Origin of the sequence: Rickettsia aeschlimannii, from assembly GCF_047973405.1 — a bacterium.
Lineage (GTDB): Bacteria > Pseudomonadota > Alphaproteobacteria > Rickettsiales > Rickettsiaceae > Rickettsia > Rickettsia rickettsii.
In genome coordinates, this window is the sequence record NZ_JBFQGO010000003.1 from 18,702 (window position 1) to 41,300 (window position 22,599).

Genomic DNA, 22,599 nt, shown 5'->3' on the forward strand with positions numbered 1-22,599 from the left:
AGTTTTATGATTTGTTGCGTGGATACCTAATAGTCATTACGGGCTCCTAAAAGCGTTGTTGCATGACTCGTTTATGTCATTCCCGCGAAAGCAGGAATCCAGTAAAACCTATAAAAAATAAGTTTTTTATAGGTTTTACTGGATTCCCGCCTACACAGGAATGACATAGAGACCAACTAAATACCGGTAGAACCAAAGCCACCGCTACCACGCATCGTTTCCATAAGACTACTACTTTCTTCCCATAATATACGTTCGTACTTTGCGATTATCATCTGTGCAATTCGCATGCCTTTTTCTATAATGAAATCTTCTTTACCGAGATTAATAAGAATGACCTTTATTTCACCTCGATAATCTGCATCAATAGTACCGGGTGAATTAGCAACCGTGATACCGTGTTTAACGGCAAGACCCGAACGGGGTCTTATTTGGGCTTCAAACGAATCCGGTAGTGCTATAGCGATACCTGTTGGAATTAGCTGTATTGCGCCTGCTTTTATTGTTATAGGTTGCTCGTTTACGGCTATTAAATCCATCCCCGCACTATGCTCTGTAGCATATTCCGGCAGACTGCCGGAAAAATTTTCTAGTTTTTTAATTTTAACTTGTGTTATTGTCATATTATTTCATATCAAATTTATCGTTAATAATTTTATTTTCTACCGCATCAATTAAAGAATTAGCAAGATTATCTGTTAATATCTTACTTCCCATGCCAAGTTTCTTTTTAAGCCAAGACTGCTTAGCATACAGATATTGAAACTTAATATTATCACCGAATTTTTCTTTCATTACGCTATACATATCACCTATGCCGTCAATTAAGCCGTAATCAAGCGCCGTTTGCCCTGCCCAAAATTCACCGTTAAATAAAATTTCGTCTTGCTGAGTTAACTTCCCTGCTCTTCTTGTTTTTACATATTCTATAAAATGTTCATAAACCTGCTTTTGCAAATTTTTGATAATTTTAAGATCATCTTTATTAATAGGTTTAAACGGATCCAATACTGATTTATTCTTGCCTTCCGTATAAACTCTTCTTTCTATCCCAAGTTTATTAATTGCTTCATGAAAACCGAATCCGCTTGATACTACTCCAATACTACCGATAACCGAACTCGGCAAAGCATATATCCGGTCACCGCTGCAAGCAAGCCAATATCCGCCTGAAGCCGCCATATCTTCAATAAAACTATAAATTTTTATTTTATTTTCTTTAGCAAGGTCACGAATACGTTTTGCAATAAGTTCAGATTGTACCGGAGAACCACCGGGAGAATTAATAATTAAACATAATGCTTTTAATTTCTTTATTTTAAAAGCTTTTTCTATTAGTTCATTTAATGATTCTAACGTAAGTCCCGATTGCATAGTACTTACTTTACCGATAACACCGCTAAGGCGTAAAACGGCAATCACCTCTTTAGAATTACCAAAAACCGAAGCAAATAGTTGATCTAATTTACTTATCTGCCGTTTGGTTATTATCTGATCAAATTCAGCATTCGCCATAGTTGATTTATTTACTTCATTCATTAATTTTACTCATTTTTAATTTAATATACTCATACTCGCTTAATTTGAAAAATTGACTACGTAGTCTTATAAGATCTGCGGTACTCACCTATTAAGTATACGCTCCGCTCCTCGCCTTATTTATAGACTCCTTGCTCTTTTCCAAATTACACTTCGTCTATTTACTTGGAGTTACTATAGCATCCTTTTTTATTGGCGGCAAAGGCTTAGCCAGTTTATTCAGAGATTGCTCGTTATAGCTATTTTTAGGTTCAGGATAATTTCCAGGAATGGCAGATAAAATAGTATCTCTAACTTTTTCGTCATACCAATTTGTATTGCCGACAAAGCTAGTTACTATTTTGCCGTTTGGGTCTATTAATATACTAGTCGGTAAACTAACAACCCCTAAGGCTTTAAATAATTCATTTCTATAATCATGATAAATCGGCAAATATCTTATTTGATAGCTTTTAAAATATTCTTTCACAACTTTTATGTCTTGATAATCTTCTGAAATCGGCATTACTGAAAAAGGTAATTTCCTAAAATCTTTTTGCAACATATCAAGATCAGGCATTTCTTTGACACAAGGAGCACTCCAAGTAGCCCAAAACACTAACAATATAGTCTTTCCTTCAAACTGATCAAGAGAATATTGATTTTTTTCTTCATCAAAAAAAATTATATTATCAGGAACGCTTGAACCTCTTAAAAATGCTAATTTATCCTTAGGCTTCTCATAGAGCCTAGCATGAATTTTAGGAATAAAAATTATTATAGATAATAAAAATACTATAATACATATAAGATATTTATTATAATTTCTTAAGGTCATATAATAATTTATAGTAATGAAGACATTTTATTTATTCGTATTAGCATTTACATTATGTAGTTGTGGTATAAAAAAGCCTTTAGAAGCACCGCAGAAAGAGGCAAAACGTCATTGCGAGCAGTCGTAGACTGCGTGGCGATCTCGTCAAATATCCTGAGATTGCTTCGTCAAATTACTTCGTAATTTTCCTCGCAATGACGTACTGTATCAATACCTCTTAAGCGTCGTACCTTGCAAAACTAAGTCAAAACAATAAGACGGCATATTTTCTTGCGGTTCGATCAATATCGGATTTACTTCACCACACTCATTATCACACATATTTTTATCAGATAAGTCTAAGCGTGTTTCGAGAGTAGTAAGACTAGGATGCTCTATTCTTATATTTGCACTTCTCAAATAACGAGAAGATTTATAAGGTAACATGCTAATAAAGTAATATTCTCCTTTATTATTAGTAGTAGCAATACCGGAACCGGTAAAGCTTGAATCGCTTTTACTTGTAAATCTTCTTTTATCAACTCTAGTTTTTAAAGGTTCGTAAGGATATTTACCTCCGCTTCCTGCTTGCCATAAATAAACTTTAGCATCCGCAACCGGCACGCAATTTTGATCTAATACTTTTCCTTTAATTAATATCCTTTCACCGTAAAATTTTGATAATCTTCCTGTTTTACGTAATAAATTATTAGTAGTTTCAAAAACTTTCGGTTCATAATCATTAAATATATTTCTAGTAATTTTACAACGATTAAGCTTATTAGGGTAAGTTTTAAAAGCAGCAAATATGTTTAATGTCCATAAACATAAAAAACAAAATATAAATTTTTTCATTTTTCACCACTATATTTATAAAATTCTGCATCTAACTAAATTTAAATCAATCATTTTTATTAATCAAATTATTTTTATTCTCATTTGATTATTAAGTAATTGATTGTTATAGTAAACTTTGTTATACTAAAATATTAATATATATGCAAAAATTTTTATCTTTAATAATTGTAATTCTAATACTTTACAATATAGTAAAGTTAAAAATATCTCCCGACAACAATAATCCTACAACTATAGCTGTAGAGCAAACGGCTTCAAATAATTCATCTACCAATGAAAACCACACTAGTATAAATAATGAACCCCCTATTTCATTAAACGGTAACTTATTTGAACGTATGGTTTCAAAAATAGTAATAAATGCTCTTAAAACCGAAGAAGGGAAAGCATTTTTTGAAAATATTTTACAACCGTTAAATGGACCTATCAATCCTAATGATTACACTATTGAAGTACGTAAGGATTTAGTAAAAACACTGTTCAAAATTAATACGCTCGGTAGCGGTGGTAATATCGGTCCCGCTTCTTGCGGACATGTAGTTACCGTATTTTATCAAATATCAGATATGAATAATACTTTAATATCTGAAGATACTAAGACTTTTACTTTAGGCTCTACTCCTGTAATGCTTGGCTTAGATAATGTAATAATCGGTATGATGGTAGGAGAAGCACGAGAAGCTATTATTCCGGCAAAATATGCCGTTAATAATAGTAATAATATTATCTTCGATGATGCTTATAATTATAAAGTTAATGTAATTTTAAAATCCATATTACCGCAAAATTTTGTTAAAAGTAATGAAGTTAAAATTTATGACGATGAGATAGCTTATCGTGTTCCTTTATTATGTGGTGAAAAAGTAAGCTTTAATGCTAAAATTACTCGCTTATCAAACGGTAAAATACTATATGATTCGAAAACAAAAGGACAACAAATAGATATGAAAATCGGCGATATTACATATCCTTTAATTTTTTCTTACGCCTTGCAAGGTAAAGTAACGGTTGGAACACGCAGTGTTATTGCTGAAGGCAAAACATTTAAAACTTTAGGTTCTAACATAAATAAAATTATTTCTCATGAATCGTTACCAATAAATGAATATCTTTTGCTTGAACTAGGAGACTTTAAACAAAATTAAATAAATATGAAACAAAATAAAATTCAAAGACAAAAAAATTATATTTTATTATCTATCCTTGTCATAATGATAATAATTGTATATCTTATAGCATTAATAAAAATTGTAGGGTAAATTTTGTAATTATTAAAAATTTAACACTCAAATTAAACGAGTATATAAACATCTTACTTTAAACTTTAATTACGCTATGAGTATGGACATTATTAAAAAAAACAAAAATATTATTATATTAGTAGGTTTAATATTTTTAGCAGTAATTATTTATATCTCTACAAGTAAGAGTTCCGATAATAAAACAAATGATAATATATTAGAAGTAAAGATAGCTATACAAGATCATAAATTTGTTCCGAATATAGTTGAAGTACCAAAATCGACTAAGATAAGGTTAATTGTTCATAATGAAGATGATACGGTAGAAGAGTTTGAAAGTCGTGATTTACATCGTGAAAAAATAGTTATGCCAAATGAGTCAATACATATTATACTTGCACCTCTCAAGCCCGGAAAATATGAATTTTTTGGAGATTTTCATCAAGATACGGCTCAGGGTTTTATAATTGTTAATGATTAGATAAAAAATATGTTTAAAATTGCTTTAGTAGTGTTTCGTGAATGTTTAGAAATATCCTTATTACTTGGTGTAATACTCGTCGTAACAAAACAAATAGAAAAATCTCGTCTTTATATTATTGCTGGAGTAATGCTTGGAGTAGTATTCGCTTCAATTTTTGCATTTTTTACACGTAAATTATCTTTATCTTTTGGCGGAATAGGCGACGAGTTATTCGATTCCGGAATTATGATACTAATAACAATTCTGATTAGCTGGACAATAATATGGATGCAAGGTTACGGTATAAAAGTAAAGCAACATATAAACGACTTATCAGTAAAAATTCATGAAGGTAATGCCAGTTATTTCATGTTGGTTTTTTTAGTTGCCACTACTATATTACGAGAAGGTGCAGAAATTATTATTTTAGTATATAGCATATCTTCAGTTGAAACAATATCAAGCAGTATTTACCTGCAGGGAGTGATAATAGGTGCTACAAGTGGCTTCTTACTTGGTTTAATAATATATTTCGGTTTCATTAAGATTGCTAATCAAAAATATATTTTTAAAATCTCTACCATATTATTAATGCTAATAGCAGGCGGATTTGCAGCAAGTGCTGCAGGTATTTTAACCTCTTCCGGTCTAGTTATGTTTTTATCCGATCAACTTTGGGATAGTTCATGGTTAATAGCAGATAGAAGTATGATAGGTAAAATCTTACATATTGTTACCGGTTATATTGCAAGACCTAACGGGCTACAAGTACTGGCTTATTTTACTACTATATTACTGATAAATATTATCATACAAATAAAATTAAGATATTCCAAAAATAACTTAATATCAGTACAAAAAAATGAATCAAATTAATTTTATCAAAGAGAACAATTAAATATGTTAAAACTTTTATCAGAAATTGGTCCGGTAATAGCATTTTTTGCAGGCTTTTTTTATGGAGGCGGTATACAACACGCTACTCTTTATATGCTTATTACCTCTGTTATTTGTATTACCCTTTGTTATGTTATAGATAAGAAAGTATCCAAGCTTTCTATTATTTCTACGACTGTTTTATTAGTTTCGGGAAGCATTACTTTAATTAGCGGCGATTCAATGTATATAAAAATCAAACCTACTATATTATATGTTATTTTTGGAATAATATTTCTCATGAGCGGTATAAGAAAAAATCCTTTTATCAAATATGCTTTAGAGAGTATAGTACGTCTTAAAGAAGAAAGCTGGATAACCTTAAGCTATAGAACAGCGGCTTTTTTCTTTTTTATGGCTGTAGTTAATGAAGTAGTTTGGCGTAATTTCTCAGATGAAACATGGGTAAAATTCAAAGTATTCGGTGTAATACCTATTACTTTTATATTTATTTTACTGCAATTACCTCTTTTATTAAAGAATAAATTACCGGATAGTAAGATATGATATATAATACCTTACTATTTTTACTTTATGTCATTACCGCGTAGGCTTTGTTGCATGGACCGGTAAAATCCACTGTGTCACCCCGTGGCTTGACCACAGGGTCCATACAAACAATTTAAAATACTAATAATATTAGTATTTTAGATCCCACGATCAAGTCGCGGGATGATACAGAAAAGCACTGGATCCCTGCTTTCACAGAGATAACACCGATGGCTTTTTAAAAATCGTAGGGTACTATTGTTATGATATTACAAGTTCTAATTTTTATAGCTCTTTCTTTTAGTCTATCTGCTTGTTTACCTGCTATTTTTACCGCAGCAACCACTACCGGCATTGTTGCTTCAAAAGATCAACCAATGTCTGAAACATTAAATGATTCAAGGATTTCTGCCAGCATTAAAGCTGATTTAGTAAAAAACAATTTTAGAGATTTAGGTGCTAAAATAAAGGTTGAAGTATCACAAGGAAGAGTATTATTAACAGGAAATATTCAAAAAGAATCTGATGCGTTAAAAGCCGTAGAAATTGCTTGGAATCAAAAAAGCGTAAAAGAAGTTATTAATGAGTTGAAAGTAAATAAAAACAGTAATCATTTTGACTTAGCCCAATATACTAAAGATAGTATGATAACCACGCAAATTAAAGCTAAAAATTTAGTCAGAAAAGACATTAAATTTGCTAATTATACTATTCTAACTATAGAGAATACTGTTTATTTATTTGGAGTTGCAAGATCAGAAGAAGAGCTAGAAAAGCTTGCTTCTATTGCATCAAAAATAAAAGGTGTTGAAAAAGTTGTGTGTTACGCTAAAATAATAAATACCTTTAACACAAATAATGATAATAGTGAAGAATCATAAATTAAAATTAGACCTCTTGCAGAACGAAGCTAATAAAGAGAAATTTGAAGGAAACACGGCACGTAGCACCGCAACGTACACTTTAGTACGTGAGGATGCGAGTACCAGATTGACGTATACCTCAGATATTTCAAAAGTTGGAAATCAAATAAGTGGTAAGCCTGCACAGCGTATAAAAATACCTGAACACAGGCGAATCCCGAAATTTGACGTACCAAATCTTGAAGTATCAAAGGTATACAAATTACCTTTAGGAGCAAGTTATGCAAAGGGTTTATTACTTTTGTTAATTTTTTGTTTTGGTCTAAGCGGTTGTAATACCTCAAAAAGATTACCTTATTCCCACAAATATTCTTACAAAGAATTATCAAAAGATGATCCTCATAATCTAACTTATAAAGGATATTATAAAATCGGTAAAAATTATAAAATAAAAGGAAAGACTTACAAACCTCACAACCCTAAATCTTTTACCGAAACAGGTTATGCCTCATGGTACGGTGGACGTAAAGACGGTTTTCACGGTAAAAAAACAGCTAACGGCGATAAATTTAATAGAAATTTATTAACTGCTGCACATAAAACTCTTCCGCTCCCTTGCTTAGTTAAAGTTACCAACAGAGCCAATAATAAAGCAGTAATTTTAATGGTTAATGATAGAGGTCCTTTTAAGAAAAATCGTATAATAGATGTTTCTCAAAAAGCGGCTGAAATTTTAGCATTTAAAAATCAAGGCATAACTAAAGTAAAAATAGAATATTTACCTAATGAAACTGAGAAATTTCTAAAAAATATTAATCTAAAAAAACCACAAAGTAAAACTTTAGCTAAAAACTCTAAAAAATCTTCATCTATTAAAGTTACAAAAAACAATAAATGTAGCGTTAATTGTCATATAAAACTTGTAAATTTAAAGTATAAATTGGCAGTAAATCCTTAAAAGATGTGTGAATATTAAATCGTCAGTAGTCGTAGGCATTGTTGCATGGCTCGATTTTTAACGTCATTGCGAGGAGCAACTTAAGTTTCAACGAAGCAACCTCAGGAGTTTTTGTATTACCACAACCACTTTGTGGTCCCGCAATGACGATACATATCAACTACGTATATTCTTTTTCTTTATTATTTTTGATTTAGCTTTTGTAGCAGATTTATTATTAGAGGCAAGCTTGATTGAAGGTTTAGGGACTATAGGCTTAATATTAAAATGCTGATCTAGTAGCCCCATCATCTTTTGATCACGAGATGCGGCACTTTTGCCGCCTGTAACAACGGCAATCAATGATTTACCGTTCCTAGAAGCAGTAGTTACTAAATTATAACCTGCCGGTGTATGAAAACCTGTTTTCATCCCTTCTGCACCTTGATAATTTTTAGTAACCCTATTATGTCCGTTTACTACGTTTCCACGAAATACAAAGCTGGTTTTAGCAAATAACGGATAAAATTTAGGATAATCTCTCTTCAAAGCCATAGCAAGTTTAGCCATATCTCTTGCGGTAGTTTGCTGCAATGGGTCATGCCAACCTGAAGCATTTTTAAAATAGGTATTCTTCATACCGAGCTGTTTAGCTTTAACATTCATTAAATGAGCAAAAGCTTTCTCTGAACCTTTCATACCCTCAGCAACCGTTACAGCAGCATCATTAGCAGATTTTATAATTAATCCATTAATTGCCTCTCGAACGGTTATAGTTTCCCCTGCTTTTAAACCCAGCTTACAAGGCGGCATTTTTGAAGCTTTTGCTGATACAAATAATTTTTTATCTAAAGGTAACTTACCAGCTTCAATTGCTTCAAACATTAAGTATAGAGTCATTAGCTTAGTTAAAGAAGCGGGGTAAATCCGAATTTGTGAATTATGGGCCTGCAACACTTTACCGCTTTTTGCATCAATTACTAAACTAGTTTGAACAGGAGGTTTATGGGTATTTTTTACGGCTTTTGTTGCTTCGCTTATAGGAGCAAAGAAAAATGTTACGACAAAAATATAAGGTAATAAAAATTTCCTAAACATTTTAAATAAATAAAATATTATTCAAATTAAATCAAGTGTGATTTTTCGTCATTGCGAGGAAAAATTGAAAATTTTGACGAAGCAATCAAGTAAAAAATGCATAGCATTTTTTATTAAGATTGTCACGCTTCCTACGATCGCTTGCAATGAGGATGAAAATAATACTTACTACACATTAACCTTTTTATTAAGATACATTAATATAAACAAAGCAGGCAAGGCTAAAATTATAGTAAAGATGAAAAAACCGTCCCAGCCCATCATATTTACAAGTTTTCCAGCATAAATAGTGACAGTATTGTTACATAAACTACTAGCACTACTAAGTAAAGCATATTGTGTTGCGGAATATTTTTTATTACATAAATTACCTATATATCCGACTAAAGCAGTAGCACCCATAGCAGCAGCAAAATTCTCTATAGTAATAGCAATTAACAAAGCTTCAAAAGAAGGAGGCTGATGATTAAGCCAAATAAATGCAAAATGCGTTAAGCTTTGGGCAATACCGGTAACAATCAAACCTTTAAAATTCCCCACCCTATACATTACAATACCACCGACAAAACCGCCGACTAAGGTTGCAATCAACCCATAAAGTTTAGCTATTATTGCTATTTCGCCTTTTGTATAACCAAGCTCTATATAAAAAGGTGAGGCAACCGCTCCAAGCATAGCATCGCCTAATTTAAAAAATATTACCGTAAGTAAAATAGTTGTGGCAAATTCTCTTTTGAAAAAATCCTTGAAAGGATTAATTACTGTAGAAATCCATGAAGTAATAGAAATAATATTAATTTTTTCTCTTACTAATTCTTTTTCGTTTACGGTTATTATAAATATCGTTGCAACGACAAATATTATAGCTATAATACAGAAAGTTAGTTGCCAATTATTTCCAGTTATTTCTGCAAGGTACAAAGCACCTGCCCCTGTAATAAGCATACCGATTCGATAACCGAATACGGCGGTTGCACTAGCTATGCTTTGTGTTTCTTGATCAAACTTATCTATACGCAACGCATCAACGGCAATATCAAACGTGCTAGATAAAAAGCCTAATAATATAGTCAAAAAATATAAAGAAGTTAAAGAAACTTCAGGATTTTCCTTGCTCATAGCAATTAGTACTAAAGCCATTAAAGAGCTACATAATATAAGCCAGCTTTTGCGATGTCCCCACCTACTTAAAAAAGGTATTTTAAAATTGTCGACTAGAGGCGACCAAAATACTTTTAACGAATATGATAACTTTGCAACCGCAAAAGTAGTAATAACGACGATATCTATACCCGATTCTTTTAACCATACCGCAAGAGTAGAAAAAATTATAACCAGCGGCATACCGCTAACTATTCCTAAAATAAATATTTCAAATAATCGATAGTCTTTAAAAATCTTGGTAATGAGCATCGTGATATTTCATTAAATCGTCATTGCGAGAAGGGACATAGTCCCGACGTGACAATCTTGTCAAGCATCCTGAGATTGCTCAGTCAATTACTTACATAATTTCCTCGCAATGACGAAAATATTAGTGTTGCAATAATAATTAATAAAATTAAGAAATATAAGCTATTTACTTTATAAATCAACCATTTTCTCTTAACTCCTTATTATACAACCTATAATATTCATCTTTATTCTTAAGCAATTGTGTATGAGTTCCTTGTTCACAAATCTCACCGTTTTTCATGACGATAATATTATCAAGATCGGTAATACTGCTTAAACGATGCGTAATAATTAAAGTGGTTTTTCCTTGGCGTAATTTCTTTAACGATTCTAGAATTTTCTGTTCGGAAGCTTGGTCTAAGTTGCTTGTTGCTTCATCCCAAATTAAAATAGGGGCATCTTTTAAGAAAGCTCTAGCAATAGATAAACGCTGACGCTGACCACCTGAAAGAGTCGTCCCTTGCCCCCCTATCTGCGTGTCATAACCATTCGGCAGATGCATAATAAACTCATGAGCATCGGCATATTTTGCTGCTCTAATTATTTCTTCTCTTGTAGCGTTTTCCTGACCGTATGCTATATTTTCTGCAACGCTTGTATCAAATAAATGAGTATCTTGAGTAACTAAGGAAATCTGACTTCTAAGTGAAGTAAGCTTAATATCTTTAATATCATGATTATTAATTAAAATTCTTCCTTCATTTGGATCATAAAAACGCACTAATAAATTACTAAGCGAAGTCTTAGCACTACCTGAACGCCCGACAAATGCAATAATTTTATTAGGCTCTAGCCTTAAATCTATATATTTTATAGCTATTTTACCCTCAAACCTTAAAGCTAGTTTTTCAAAAGTAACTTGTGGATTATATAAATCTACGTCTTTAACATCTTCATGATCTTTAATAAGAGGCTCGGTATCCAAAATACTAAATACCCTCTTAGCTGCTGCTATTCCTTCTTGTAAATTAATATTTAACGATACCAAACTTTTAAACGGTCTATAAGCTGCTGCAAAAGAAGCCAAAAAAGCAAAAAGAGCCCCTGGCGTACTTTTCCCCTCAAGGACTAGATTACCTCCGTACCATACCATCCCTCCAACTGCAAGACCGCTTAAACCCTCCATAATCGGTGAAACCATTGCATCTAGCTTAGATGTTTTTTTGTAGAACTCTAAGATATTATTAATAATCAACGATGCTCTATTACTTTCTATTTTTTCGCCTACAAAAGATTTAATAATCTTAATTGACTGAAATGTTTCATCAAGCCGAGAGGTATAATGCCCAAGCTCTTCTTGTGACTGTGCAAATATTCTTCTTATCTTTCTACCCATCCTTTGCACCGGATAAACAGCTAAAGGGAAAACAAGAAAAACTACGCAAGATAATAGCGGTTCTAAATGAAACATTGTTGCTATTAAACATACTACAGTTAGGAAATGTTTAGCACATCCAACAAGTAAGTTAGAAACAGCTCCACGCATCAAAGAAATATCATTAGTAAAACGAGATATTAAACGTCCTGAAGATTGGTTTTGAATAAAAGAAATATCGGCAAATAACAAATGCTTATACATTTTTATCTGTAAATCGTTTAGTACCCTCTGCCCAACAAATTTTATTATATAATTCTGATAATACTCTGAAATTCCTTTTATAACAAAAGTTACAGTAAGCACTATAGGCATTATTATAAGCATTTTTTTATCATGTGTTAAAAAAACCTTATCAATAATAGGTCTAGCCGCATGTACGATCACTGCCGTACAAAGTGCTGCAACAACCATACAAAATATCGAAAAATATATTTTATTTGCGTAAGGTTTAACATGATCTTTTATCAGCCTTTTTATAACATCTACGGCTGTGTAGTTATCATTTAAATTATTGTTATTCATTCTCGTTAAAAATATTAAATTGATGATGTGATTGATTCGGTACAGGCATTTTCAAATGCTCAAAAGCGGCAATCGTGATTACCCTACCTCTAGGAGTTCTTTGTAGTAAACCTATCTGTATAAGATAAGGCTCTATGGTTTCTTCAAGTGCGTCACGTTGTTCAGACAAGGCAGCTGCGATCGTTTCAATTCCAACAGGACCGCCGTTATAATTATCCGCTATGAATTTTAGATAACGATAATCATTGCTATCAAGTCCTATGCGATCAACTTCCAAACGATTTAACCCAAAATCAGAGATTTCCTTATCTACTCTTGATTTACCGTCAACTGCTGCAAAATCTCTTATACGACGAAGCAATCTTAATGCAATTCTTGGCGTTCCCCTACTTCTTTTAGCTATTTCTTCAGAACCAGAATCTGTCAAATCAATATCAAGTAGTTTACTTGCTCTATTTAGAACTTTCTTCAATTCCTCGGTATTATAAAAATTTAGCCGCATAGGAATACCGAACCTATCACGCAAAGGATTACTAAGCAGCCCGAGGCGTGTGGTAGCACCGATTAAGGTAAATTTCGGCAAGGTTATTTTCACTGACCTTGCGGCAGATCCTTCACCGATAATTATATCAAGCTCAAAATCTTCCATAGCAGGATATAAAACCTCTTCAACGGCAGTATTTAAGCGGTGGATTTCATCAATAAATAATACATCGTTCCTTTCAAGATTGGTAAGAATAGCAGCAAGATCAGCTACCTTAAGTATAGCAGGACCGGAGGTAGATTTAAAATTACCGCCGATTTCGTTAGAGATAATTTTAGCAAGCGTAGTTTTACCAAGCCCAGGCGGACCGTAAAATAAAGTATGATCAAGATGCTCATTTCGAGATTTTGCAGCCTTAATAAATACCGAAAGATTTTCTTTAATCTGCTGTTGACCAACAAATTCTTGCAAATATGACGGCCTTATCGGCAATTCTTGATCATTTTTACTTTTTTCAGGTGATAATATATTAGTCATTATTTTAAATCGAATATAATGACTAATAATAGCTAAAAAATAGTTTTATGCTATAAATTATTTTAGACTTTTATATTAGCCCTCTTCACAGAAACTAGTTACTCCTTCTTTAAGTTTATCTACGGTTTCAAAAAATTTTTCTGTATCAGTGACGCCTAAGTTTTATAATTCTTCTTTAAGGTAATTTTTATTTAATCCTTTATATAACTTAAAATAATGACCAAATATCTCATTTGATAATATTATATTAGGATTTTCATAATAATTTTTCAAAACTTCTGCTACATCTTTTAGAGTAAGGTTATTTTCATCAGCTATTTCTGTAATTTGTGCGTCCAATTCTTGTCTATCTTGAGATTTCATTCCTATCTTATTCTTATAACCTAAAATATTATATCCAATTAAGCTTTTATTCTCTCTTATAGCATCCGATAAGGCTTTCTTTGATTCCTCGCTTACTTCTGTACTTAATGAAAAATTCAATCCGGCAAGTTTAGTATTTTTAACAAATGAGGATCAGGCAGAAACATCTATTATTATCAAAAAATATCCCACTTATATCTAAATCGCTTATTTTTGTTTCGTTTATATCTTCAAGTAATTTTATTAAATTTTCTTGTGTTATAGGATTTGATGAAATATCAAGAGCTTCAATATTAGATTCTTTAAGAAATTTAATAAAATTATTTATTATTCCATTGTCTAATCTTATATTTGTATTTTGCAATTCTAAAGTTTTTTATAGATTTCTTAAATAAATTATTTATTAATCTATCTAATCCCTTATCTCTTAAATAATTATGAGCTAGTTTAATATTTTCTATAGTTCCGTTCCGTTTACTCTTAAGGTATCTAAAAGAACATCTATCTTATTAACATTATTCAAAACATTTATAAAACTAATGTCGTAATTCGGCATAGCGGATCTTTAAAAAATTCAGCAAAGAACTTTATTGATTTTAAACTCCACGAAAAACTATCAGTGCTTAAGTACTTTATAGTAGCGTCTCCTTGTAAAGCATTAAATAACCCATTTTAAAGCATCTTCAGGAATTTTAGAGTATACAGCAACTGCAAATAGTGGTGATTGTGGTACAAAATTAACCTCGGTAATACTTAAAAAGTAGCAGGCTCTTTCTCTAGCTCTTTTAATATTTCTTCAGCCTGTATTTTTTCTAAATATTCTATTAACTTGGACATATATTTTCCTATTAATTTTAGTAATTAAAATTAATATAAAATGACTGCTAATTTATCAACTAAAAATTAGAATTTCGATTTTTCAGGGCTGTTTTGATTAATTCATCAATAGAGATTTCGGGATTTTGGGTAATGATGCCTTGAACGGCGCTTTGAGCTTCAAATCTAGAAAATCCTAGATTTACTAGAGCTTTTATTACTTCATTACTTGCAACGGGTGTGATATTCTTAATATTTAAGCTATCTTTAATAATAGCTGAACCGCTTGATATTTTCGCTACTTTACCTTTCAGCTCTAGCACTATACGTTCAGCAAGTTTAGCCCCTACTCCGGATATTGCTTTAAATATATTTTTATCTTCATTATTTACAGCAATTTGAACATCCCAAGGCGTAAGGCTTGACAAGATAGATAAAGCCATTCTTGTACCTATACCGTTTACTGATTGTAGCAAATTAAAAAAATTCTTCTCTTCTAGAGTCAAAAAACCGTAAAGATGAATATGTTCCTCTCTAACATGGGTTTCGATAAATAGTTTATAAAACTCCCCTTCAGCAAGTTTACCTAAAGTTTTACCTGAAGCATAGACTAAGTACCCTACCCCGTTTACGTCAATTATAACGTAATCATTGCCTTGGGAATCAACTTTACCGCTTAACTTACCGATCATATATTTACTTTTTCTTTTTACTATATATTAAAATTAGTATCGGTAAAGCTGTAATAATTGCTGCTAAGATGTAATGAATAACAAGCGGTCTATCCATCATATGACACTGCCCATCATTAGGAATAGTTTGAGCCAAAACCATATAAGCAACTATTATCGCCACTACTATATATAGACCGGTAAAAAACAAATATTTTATAAAATTTTTCATGTTAATCTCTTTTTGAATCAGTGATATGATGTTATTCTTGCGAAAGCAGAAATCTAGGGGTAAAGCAAGATAAATCGAGCTTTTAAAAAGCTTTAAAATACTGGATTCCTGCTTTCGCAGGAATGGCATCAGAGGTTTTTTCTTCTCTTAAGTTAACACTCATACACGAAAGCGGGAATGACATTAAAAACTACACAAACTTATAATAAGTTTGATTCTTTCCCCTTTACTTATTAAAAGTTTACGCTCTAAACCATATAACAAATCTCTACTAGCCGTTGCCGTAGAAATATTTTTATGTACAGTAATATAATCTTTTCTAGAAAACCATTGATCTATTAAATTAACCTTAGCAAATTCCATTTTAGATAAAGGTGTATTTGCCTCATATGTAATATTATTACTATATAATCTTAATGCTGCAACTATTTTATCAAGCATAAACTCGATAAACAAGGTCGATTCACCAAGCTTATCACACTTACTTAAAACACTATAATATTCACTTTGATTATTCCTTATCAAACTTTCAACGGAAATATACTCAAGAATTTTATTAGCTTGCATTAGTAATAATTGTTGCCATAATCTACCGATTCGTCCGTTACCGTCTGAAAAAGGATGGATAAATTCAAACTCATAATGAAATATACAAGCTTTAACTATTCCAGAAATTTTCTTATCTTGTGCTATAAACTCAAATAAATCCTGCATTAATAAAGATACACGACTTACCGTAGGGGCAAAATGTATAATCTCTGTGTCTTTAAATATAGCGGCATTACCTTTACGCCACTTTCTGTTATCTTCTACTAATCATTGCATTAATATCTCATGTGCTTTTAATAATGATTCAATTTTGAAGGGATTAAATATAGTTAGATTATTGTATAGTTTTATAGCATTTTTTACTTCTAAAATATCTTTTTCAGGTACGAGTACACGCTTGCCGTTTATTATATCGGTTATCTGCTCTACGCTTAAACTATTTCCTTCAATTGCTAAAGAAGAATGGATGGTTTTAATTTGATTATTTTTAAGTTTTATAGGTTGAGCTTGCTACCGGCTAAAATACCAAGCTCATAAGAAATATCTTGTGATAACTCCAAGATTTTATTAGTTATTTGAAAAGACGGTTTACTATTGTTTACTATTCATTATATGATAGTATCATATGATACTATCATTGTCTCCAAAGAATATTTTTTCTATATCATTCCCATAGGGTATTAGCCTTATTGCATGACTCCAAAATCATCATTGCGAACAGCGGTAGACTGCGTGGCAATCTCATGAAATAATAACAAACTCCTGAGATTGCCTCATCAATTGCTATGCAATTTCCTCGTAATGACGTATATCTCTTTATTTTACAATACACTCATTAGACTACCTACCTTAATATCTTCTATAACACCACTTTTACGATCTTTTAATTCAACAATATTATTTGCGGCTTTTTTAGGACCAATTACAATTTGATGAGGTGAGCCTATAAGATCATGCGTTGCAAATTTACTGCCTGGACGTGCTTCGGTATCGTCATATAACACTTCTATATTTTTATCTGATAGCTCTTTATAAGCCATTTCCGCAAGCTCTACGCATTTACTATCATGAATATTTAAATTAATTAGAGAAACTTTGAAAGGAGCAACGCTAGAAGGCCATATGATACCTTTCTCATCGCAATTTGCTTCTATGATAGCCGCAACTAACCTTGAAATGCCTATGCCGTAAGAACTCATTTCTATAGGAGTTAGTTTACCATGCTCATCATTAATAAGTGCATTCATATTAACCGAATATTTTGAGCCTATATAAAAAATATGCCCGACTTCTATTCCTTTACTGCTGGTTATTTCTTGTTCAGATATAGGTAATTTATTTACTTCATGTTTTTCTTCAGCTGCCGCGTACCAACTTTTAATTTCCTCTACATCAATATCAGGATTATCTTTTAATGTCTTAAATTTTTTATCGTAATAAATAGTACTTTCACCAGTTTCAGCGATTATATGAAACTCATGGCTTAAATTGCCACCGATCGGACCGTTATCGGCAATAACAGGGATAGCAAACACGCCTAAATCCCTGAAAGCATTGATATAAGCCTTATACATTTGATTATAGGTTTTAACGGCATTTTCTTCATTTATATCAAAAGAATAAGCATCTTTCATTAAAAACTCTCGTCCTCTCATAACACCAAAACGAGGTCTAATCTCATCACGAAATTTCCATTGGATATGATAAAGATTTTTCGGCAAATCCTTATATGACTTAATATTATGACGAAAAATATCCGTAATCATATCTTCGTTAGTAGGACCGAATAGTAAAGTATTATCGTGGCGATCTTGAAATTTCAGCATTTCTTTACCGTAATTATCAAAACGTCCTGATTCCATCCATAAATGTGCTGGCTGAATACAAGGCATTAGAATTTCCAAAGCTCCCACTTTATTCATATTTAAGCGTACTATATTCTCGATATTCTTCAATACTTTTAAGCCAAGCGGAAGCCAAGTATAAATCCCTGCTGCTTGCTGCCTAATCATTCCGCTTCTAAGCATTAATTTATGCGAAGTTACTTGAGCTTCACTTGGCTCTTCCTTTAACACAGGTACAAAATACTTTGATAATAACATATTTTATTTACTTTCTTGCTATATTTATAATCAGTAATTTTGTCATCCCGTGGCTTGATCACGGGATCCAGTTTTTTTAAATTTTTTTCTGGATACCGCGATCAAGTCGCGGTATGACAAAATTACTGGATTCCCGCTTCCGCAGAAATGACATTAATAACGTATCACCTTTTAGCAGTAAGGTTTAAAAACTCATGACGATATTTCTGCTGTTCGGCAAATATACCCATATAATGCATGGTATTCATAACGCTATTATCTTGCATTACGCCACGCATTGACATACAGCTATGTACGGCAGAAATCTTAACGGCAACGCCAAGCGGCTTTAAATTCTCCTGCACACTTTCTGCTATCTGTACCGTCATTTTTTCTTGGATTTGTAGTCTTCTAGCAAAAATATTTACTATTCGTGCTAGCTTACTTATGCCGACAATACAATTATCAGGAACATAAGCTATATCTACTGTACCGTAAAAAGGTAATATATGATGTTCACAGAAAGAGGTAAATTTTATATTCAGTAAGATAAAATCTTGAAAATTACAAGTTTCATAAAACTTGGTATTTAATATTTTTGCTACATCCTTTCCATAACCGGAAAATATTTCTGCGTAGCTATTAATTACTCTATCAGGCGTTTTAAGCAGCCCTTCTCTGCTTGGATCTTCACCAATGAATTTTAGTAACGTTCTTACTGCCTCTTTAGCTTCTTCTATAGTTGGTTTACTCATGTGCTAGTTTTATACTTTTAAAAAACATTACTCTAACACAAATATATACAAACATCAAGCCGCCTACTATAGCAATAAACCCTCCTCCGCCCATCATTCCCATTAATAGCTTAGCTGACATCGGCATTACACTATTGGGGTCTTTCCGCATAACACCATAACCACCGGCGAATGCTAGACCTAGTATGTGCAGAATCTGCCCGAATGTTAGGAGGTAAAATATAAAATTAATAATATTGTCATTGCGAGGAGGCACGAAGTACCGACGCGGCAATAATCTAGGGAGTTTTTGTATTACCTCATGAGATTGCCACGCTCTTTTTAGTCGCTCGCAATGACATTGATACCTCCCAATACCCAAATAACTACACCCCATACAAGCAATGCTAATCCCTACTATAGACCCGTGATAATGAGCAGGAATTGCTACATTTATACCTGTGATATTCATTGCTATAAGCCCACCAAGTAAGAATAAAGTAATAGAGCAAAGTAAGATGGTTTTGATTACTCTATCATTTATTGTAACCGTGTCATCCCGCGACTTGATCGCGAGATCTATAACATTATTCTGATATTTTGTTTGGATCTCACGATCAAGTCGCGGGATGACAAATACCCACACCAACTCAACCCCCATACCTATTAAATATAAAACAGGAGCAATGCCGCCTAGATATTTCATATGATTTGTATAGAATACTTTGAAGGCTCCATCGATAATATCATAAAATATATGACCGAAAAGTGTAAGAATTCCGAAAATAAAATTTAAATAAAGTACGAAAAGACAGAATTTTTGAAATTTTAATTCTCTACCTATTAACTCTCCAAATAAACTAACCCAAATAAATATTAATATTTGAGTATATATAAATTGCAGTAAATGACCTCCGCTCCAAAAAAGTAATTCATAATAAAATTCTATCTCGATTGGAATAATTTGAATGATGTTTTGCAAGCCATTATAAGACCATCCAAAACAAACAAAGCTTAAAATAAACATTATAATAGTCGATAATACGGTAAAATTAACTAGACTATTTAAATTCGTCCAATCGAAGAAATATAAAATATTTATAGCGTACAATAGCAACGTAACACCAAATAAGCTTAACCCCAAAATAAATACGATATTTTCAAGCATCGGTATATAATTATTCATCACCGGATTATGCCCGGCTATTGGGGAGATGGCGATTAGAAGAGTAGCTAGAAAAGCAAGTTTGGGGTAAAGGCGAAACACATCATTGCGAGCGAACGTAGAGAGCGTGACAATCTCAGGAATTTTGTATTGTTTCATGAGATTGCCGCGTCGAGGCTTTGCCTCTCCTCGCAATGACGTTTCACTCCCCCAAACACTAGCCGTAACGGACAATAACCAAATCAATACCGATAAATTAACATGAATAATTAAAGCAGATTTGAAAATATGCGGATTTGGGAAAAAGCTTGATAATTGCGGGGTACGTAGTACCACCAAAATAATTGAATATAAACCCGCAAATCCCAAGGATAAAATACCAAGCTTAAGCCAAGAATTAGTTAAGCTATTATTTTGTAATTGATTGGTAGAATTCATAACTACAGGTAAATATTAAATATAATCTACAAATAGCTCACGTTATTTAAATAAGCAATATTTTTTTATTTGCTTTAAAAACTAACATACGATATTAATAAGTCAATCAAGAGTTAATAGTTAGATATGACTAACCACCTACGCATCGGTATCGGTATTTTAATCTTTAATAACAGGAATGAAATTTTATTAGGTAAACGTATTAGTTCCCATGGTGAGTCTAGTTATGCTCCTGTGTCGGTGGACATTTGGAATTTGGAGAAACATTTAAAGAATGTGCTATCCGTGAAGTTTTAGAAGAAACAAATCTGATCATTGAAAACCCACAATTTATAGCGGTAACTAACGATATTTTTGAAAAAGAATAAAAGCATTACGCCTTGATTTTCCTTAAAGCTCATTGTTTAAATGAGCATGAATTACAGAATTTTGAGCCTCATAAAGTAGAAAGCTGGTAGTGGTTTGCTCTTGATAATTTACCCTCTAACCTTTTTCTACCTCTAAAAAGACTCATTGAGAAAAAATATTATTTATATAAAAAAAGTATTGATTAACTAAGTTTATCTAATTTTAAATATCCGGACGCGTATTTGTGTAAAACACTAGCAATAAGAGTTTGATAAGGCATTCTTTCTTGTGTTGTAATTCTTTTTATATGATTTAAATCATATAACGGCAATCTAATATTAATTCTTTCCGATTTTTTAAAAAAATTAGCTGCGGCAATTTTAGCTATATTTTTTTGGCTCTCTAGTGCTTTTTTAGGTAACTCTAAAAGCTCATCTTGTTCAAAATAATCTAGTATTTCTTGTTCTTTTTCAGTAAATTTGTATTTTTTCATAATCTAAACCTTAGTTTGACAATATCATCCTAACTATAGCAATATTAATAAATAATCACCTTAATTTATAATTATGATAATACAGATTTTGTTGTAGCGGATTGAATGGTGGGTTTGAGAAGACTTGAACTTCCGACCTCACGCTTATCAGGCGTGTGCTCTAACCAGCTGAGCTACAAACCCACAGTGCAGAAGTATGGTGAGCTCGCCGGGATTCGAACCCGGGACCCTTTGATTAAAAGTCAAATGCTCTACCAACTGAGCTACGAGCTCTTAAATATATTGCATATATTCAAAAATTATGTTTTACTTTATCGCCGAAAAAGGCTAATCTGTCAACAATTATTTTTTAATTTAAATGTAGGAAGTTTATGCAGCATCAGGACGTAGCTATAATTATCCCCTCAAGGCTAAGTTCAACTAGGCTTAAACAAAAACCGCTGCAGCTTATCGGCTCTATAACTTTAATCGAGCGGGTATTCAAACAAGTAAATCAAACTGCTCTTGAGCATACATATGTTGCGACCGACTCGGAAGAGATAGCAAGCGTTATTAAAAAAGTCGGAGGAAAAGTAATATTCACGGATAGTGCTATCTCAACCGGTACTGATCGTACTTATGAAGCTTTTAAATTAATTCCAAATAATCAAAACATTAATTACATAGTTAATGTACAGGGAGATATGCCTTTTATTGAACCTAGCTCTATTTTGAAAATTATAGAATATTTAAAAAACAGCGAATACGATATTGTTACACCGATAATAAAAGTAGATAGGGAATCAGTGGAAGCTAGTAGTAATGTTACCGTAGCGGTTGACTCGGCGGGGACAGCGTTGTATTTTTCGCGTAGTCTTATCCCAAACGGTGCAGAAGAATTTTTATATCATGTAGGCATGTATGGTTTTCGCAAAAACGCTTTAGAAAAATTTGTATCTCTTAAGCCAACTTTTTTAGAAAAAACAGAACGTTTAGAACAATTACGTGCCCTTGAAAACGGCATGACTATAGGTACATGTTTAGTTGAGAATGTTCCTATTTCCGTAGATACGGAAGAAGACTTAAAAAAAGCAGTAAAATTTTACGAAAATATTAGTAAACTAGGTTTATAAT

22 protein-coding genes, 2 tRNA genes and 3 pseudogenes are annotated in these 22,599 nt (G+C 32.2%); 8 read left to right on the plus strand and 19 right to left on the minus strand.

The features are described 5' to 3' along the window. Window positions 1–176: 176 nt before the first annotated feature. The 4 genes from dut to AB4K15_RS02565 all read right to left on the minus strand — a co-directional run bounded on the left by dut (window position 177) and on the right by AB4K15_RS02565 (window position 3,190). A complete protein-coding gene (gene dut / locus AB4K15_RS02550; protein ID WP_032074163.1) occupies window positions 177–623 on the minus strand; it encodes a dUTP diphosphatase in 447 nt (148 codons plus the stop codon). A gap of 1 nt (window position 624) precedes the next feature. After that, the gene (locus tag AB4K15_RS02555) at window positions 625–1,539 is read right to left on the minus strand and encodes a S49 family peptidase (protein ID WP_032074162.1); all 915 of its coding nucleotides are present in this window, start codon (window positions 1,537–1,539) and stop codon (window positions 625–627) included. A gap of 157 nt (window positions 1,540–1,696) precedes the next feature. Continuing rightward, entirely contained in the window at window positions 1,697–2,356 is a 660-nt protein-coding gene (locus AB4K15_RS02560; RefSeq protein ID WP_032074161.1) for a TlpA disulfide reductase family protein, read from the minus strand. A gap of 207 nt (window positions 2,357–2,563) precedes the next feature. Further along, complete coding sequence (locus AB4K15_RS02565) at window positions 2,564–3,190, minus strand: dioxygenase family protein (RefSeq protein ID WP_032074160.1); 627 nt, start codon at window positions 3,188–3,190, stop codon at window positions 2,564–2,566. A gap of 143 nt (window positions 3,191–3,333) precedes the next feature. On the opposite strand from AB4K15_RS02565, the gene AB4K15_RS02570 reads away from it, so the two are divergent. The 6 genes from AB4K15_RS02570 to AB4K15_RS02595 all read left to right on the plus strand — a co-directional run bounded on the left by AB4K15_RS02570 (window position 3,334) and on the right by AB4K15_RS02595 (window position 8,143). Further along, the gene (locus AB4K15_RS02570) at window positions 3,334–4,338 is read left to right on the plus strand and encodes an FKBP-type peptidyl-prolyl cis-trans isomerase (RefSeq protein WP_500224353.1); all 1,005 of its coding nucleotides are present in this window, start codon (window positions 3,334–3,336) and stop codon (window positions 4,336–4,338) included. 196 nt (window positions 4,339–4,534) lie between these two features. Further along, window positions 4,535–4,915, plus strand: coding sequence for a cupredoxin domain-containing protein (locus tag AB4K15_RS02575; protein ID WP_032074158.1), 381 nt, complete (start codon window positions 4,535–4,537; stop codon window positions 4,913–4,915). 9 nt (window positions 4,916–4,924) lie between these two features. Continuing rightward, the gene (locus AB4K15_RS02580; RefSeq protein ID WP_032074157.1) at window positions 4,925–5,773 is read left to right on the plus strand and encodes an FTR1 family protein; all 849 of its coding nucleotides are present in this window, start codon (window positions 4,925–4,927) and stop codon (window positions 5,771–5,773) included. A 24-nt stretch (window positions 5,774–5,797) separates the two neighbouring features. Continuing rightward, entirely contained in the window at window positions 5,798–6,340 is a 543-nt protein-coding gene (locus AB4K15_RS02585; protein WP_014392169.1) for a septation protein A, read from the plus strand. Between the two features lie 245 nt (window positions 6,341–6,585). Next, the gene (locus tag AB4K15_RS02590) at window positions 6,586–7,203 is read left to right on the plus strand and encodes a BON domain-containing protein (RefSeq protein WP_500224356.1); all 618 of its coding nucleotides are present in this window, start codon (window positions 6,586–6,588) and stop codon (window positions 7,201–7,203) included. After that, complete coding sequence (locus tag AB4K15_RS02595; protein ID WP_032074155.1) at window positions 7,181–8,143, plus strand: septal ring lytic transglycosylase RlpA family protein; 963 nt, start codon at window positions 7,181–7,183, stop codon at window positions 8,141–8,143. Before AB4K15_RS02590 ends, AB4K15_RS02595 begins: the two co-directional genes overlap by 23 nt. A gap of 156 nt (window positions 8,144–8,299) precedes the next feature. Here the strand turns inward: AB4K15_RS02595 and AB4K15_RS02600 are convergent, their stop codons facing one another. The 12 genes and pseudogenes from AB4K15_RS02600 to AB4K15_RS02655 form a co-directional block, all read right to left on the minus strand. Then, entirely contained in the window at window positions 8,300–9,220 is a 921-nt protein-coding gene (locus tag AB4K15_RS02600) for a D-alanyl-D-alanine carboxypeptidase family protein (protein ID WP_032074154.1), read from the minus strand. Between the two features lie 168 nt (window positions 9,221–9,388). Further along, entirely contained in the window at window positions 9,389–10,633 is a 1,245-nt protein-coding gene (locus AB4K15_RS02605; RefSeq protein ID WP_032074153.1) for an AmpG family muropeptide MFS transporter, read from the minus strand. Window positions 10,634–10,811: 178 nt separating this feature from the next. Next, on the minus strand, window positions 10,812–12,575 hold the full coding sequence (locus tag AB4K15_RS02610; RefSeq protein WP_500224361.1) for an ABC transporter ATP-binding protein: 1,764 nt from the start codon (window positions 12,573–12,575) through the stop codon (window positions 10,812–10,814). Further along, entirely contained in the window at window positions 12,568–13,596 is a 1,029-nt protein-coding gene (gene ruvB / locus AB4K15_RS02615) for a Holliday junction branch migration DNA helicase RuvB (RefSeq protein ID WP_032074151.1), read from the minus strand. The genes AB4K15_RS02610 and ruvB overlap by 8 nt, the downstream gene beginning before the upstream one ends. A 75-nt stretch (window positions 13,597–13,671) precedes the next feature. Beyond that, a pseudogene (locus AB4K15_RS02620) lies at window positions 13,672–13,959 on the minus strand (hypothetical protein). Window positions 13,960–14,098: 139 nt separating this feature from the next. Further along, window positions 14,099–14,323, minus strand: a complete 225-nt coding sequence (locus AB4K15_RS02625; RefSeq protein WP_032074150.1) for a hypothetical protein — start codon at window positions 14,321–14,323, stop codon at window positions 14,099–14,101. A 532-nt stretch (window positions 14,324–14,855) separates the two neighbouring features. Continuing rightward, entirely contained in the window at window positions 14,856–15,467 is a 612-nt protein-coding gene (gene ruvA, locus AB4K15_RS02630; RefSeq protein WP_032074149.1) for a Holliday junction branch migration protein RuvA, read from the minus strand. 4 nt (window positions 15,468–15,471) lie between these two features. Next, a complete protein-coding gene (locus AB4K15_RS02635; protein ID WP_032074148.1) occupies window positions 15,472–15,678 on the minus strand; it encodes a hypothetical protein in 207 nt (68 codons plus the stop codon). Window positions 15,679–15,868: 190 nt separating this feature from the next. Then, window positions 15,869–16,832 (minus strand): annotated as a pseudogene (locus AB4K15_RS02640) (Fic family protein). Between the two features lie 216 nt (window positions 16,833–17,048). Further along, window positions 17,049–18,329, minus strand: a complete 1,281-nt coding sequence (proS, locus tag AB4K15_RS02645) for a proline--tRNA ligase (RefSeq protein WP_500224364.1) — start codon at window positions 18,327–18,329, stop codon at window positions 17,049–17,051. A gap of 164 nt (window positions 18,330–18,493) precedes the next feature. Then, window positions 18,494–19,063 (minus strand): GTP cyclohydrolase I FolE, encoded by a 570-nt coding sequence (gene folE / locus AB4K15_RS02650; protein WP_032074146.1) that lies wholly within the window; start codon window positions 19,061–19,063, stop codon window positions 18,494–18,496. After that, window positions 19,056–20,645, minus strand: a complete 1,590-nt coding sequence (locus AB4K15_RS02655; RefSeq protein ID WP_500224368.1) for a hypothetical protein — start codon at window positions 20,643–20,645, stop codon at window positions 19,056–19,058. Before AB4K15_RS02655 ends, folE begins: the two co-directional genes overlap by 8 nt. A 126-nt stretch (window positions 20,646–20,771) precedes the next feature. Here AB4K15_RS02655 and AB4K15_RS02660 point away from each other — a divergent pair. Further along, window positions 20,772–21,103 (plus strand): annotated as a pseudogene (locus tag AB4K15_RS02660) (nucleotide triphosphate diphosphatase NUDT15). 92 nt (window positions 21,104–21,195) lie between these two features. Here the strand turns inward: AB4K15_RS02660 and AB4K15_RS02665 are convergent. From AB4K15_RS02665 to AB4K15_RS02675, 3 genes are all read right to left on the minus strand, one after another. After that, window positions 21,196–21,486 (minus strand): hypothetical protein, encoded by a 291-nt coding sequence (locus tag AB4K15_RS02665; RefSeq protein ID WP_032074131.1) that lies wholly within the window; start codon window positions 21,484–21,486, stop codon window positions 21,196–21,198. 106 nt (window positions 21,487–21,592) lie between these two features. Then, window positions 21,593–21,669 (minus strand) — tRNA-Ile (locus tag AB4K15_RS02670). Between the two features lie 14 nt (window positions 21,670–21,683). After that, a tRNA-Lys gene (locus tag AB4K15_RS02675) sits at window positions 21,684–21,759 on the minus strand. Between the two features lie 98 nt (window positions 21,760–21,857). Here AB4K15_RS02675 and AB4K15_RS02680 point away from each other — a divergent pair. Further along, window positions 21,858–22,598 (plus strand): 3-deoxy-manno-octulosonate cytidylyltransferase, encoded by a 741-nt coding sequence (locus AB4K15_RS02680; RefSeq protein ID WP_032074130.1) that lies wholly within the window; start codon window positions 21,858–21,860, stop codon window positions 22,596–22,598. The last annotated feature ends 1 nt before the right edge of the window (window position 22,599 follow it).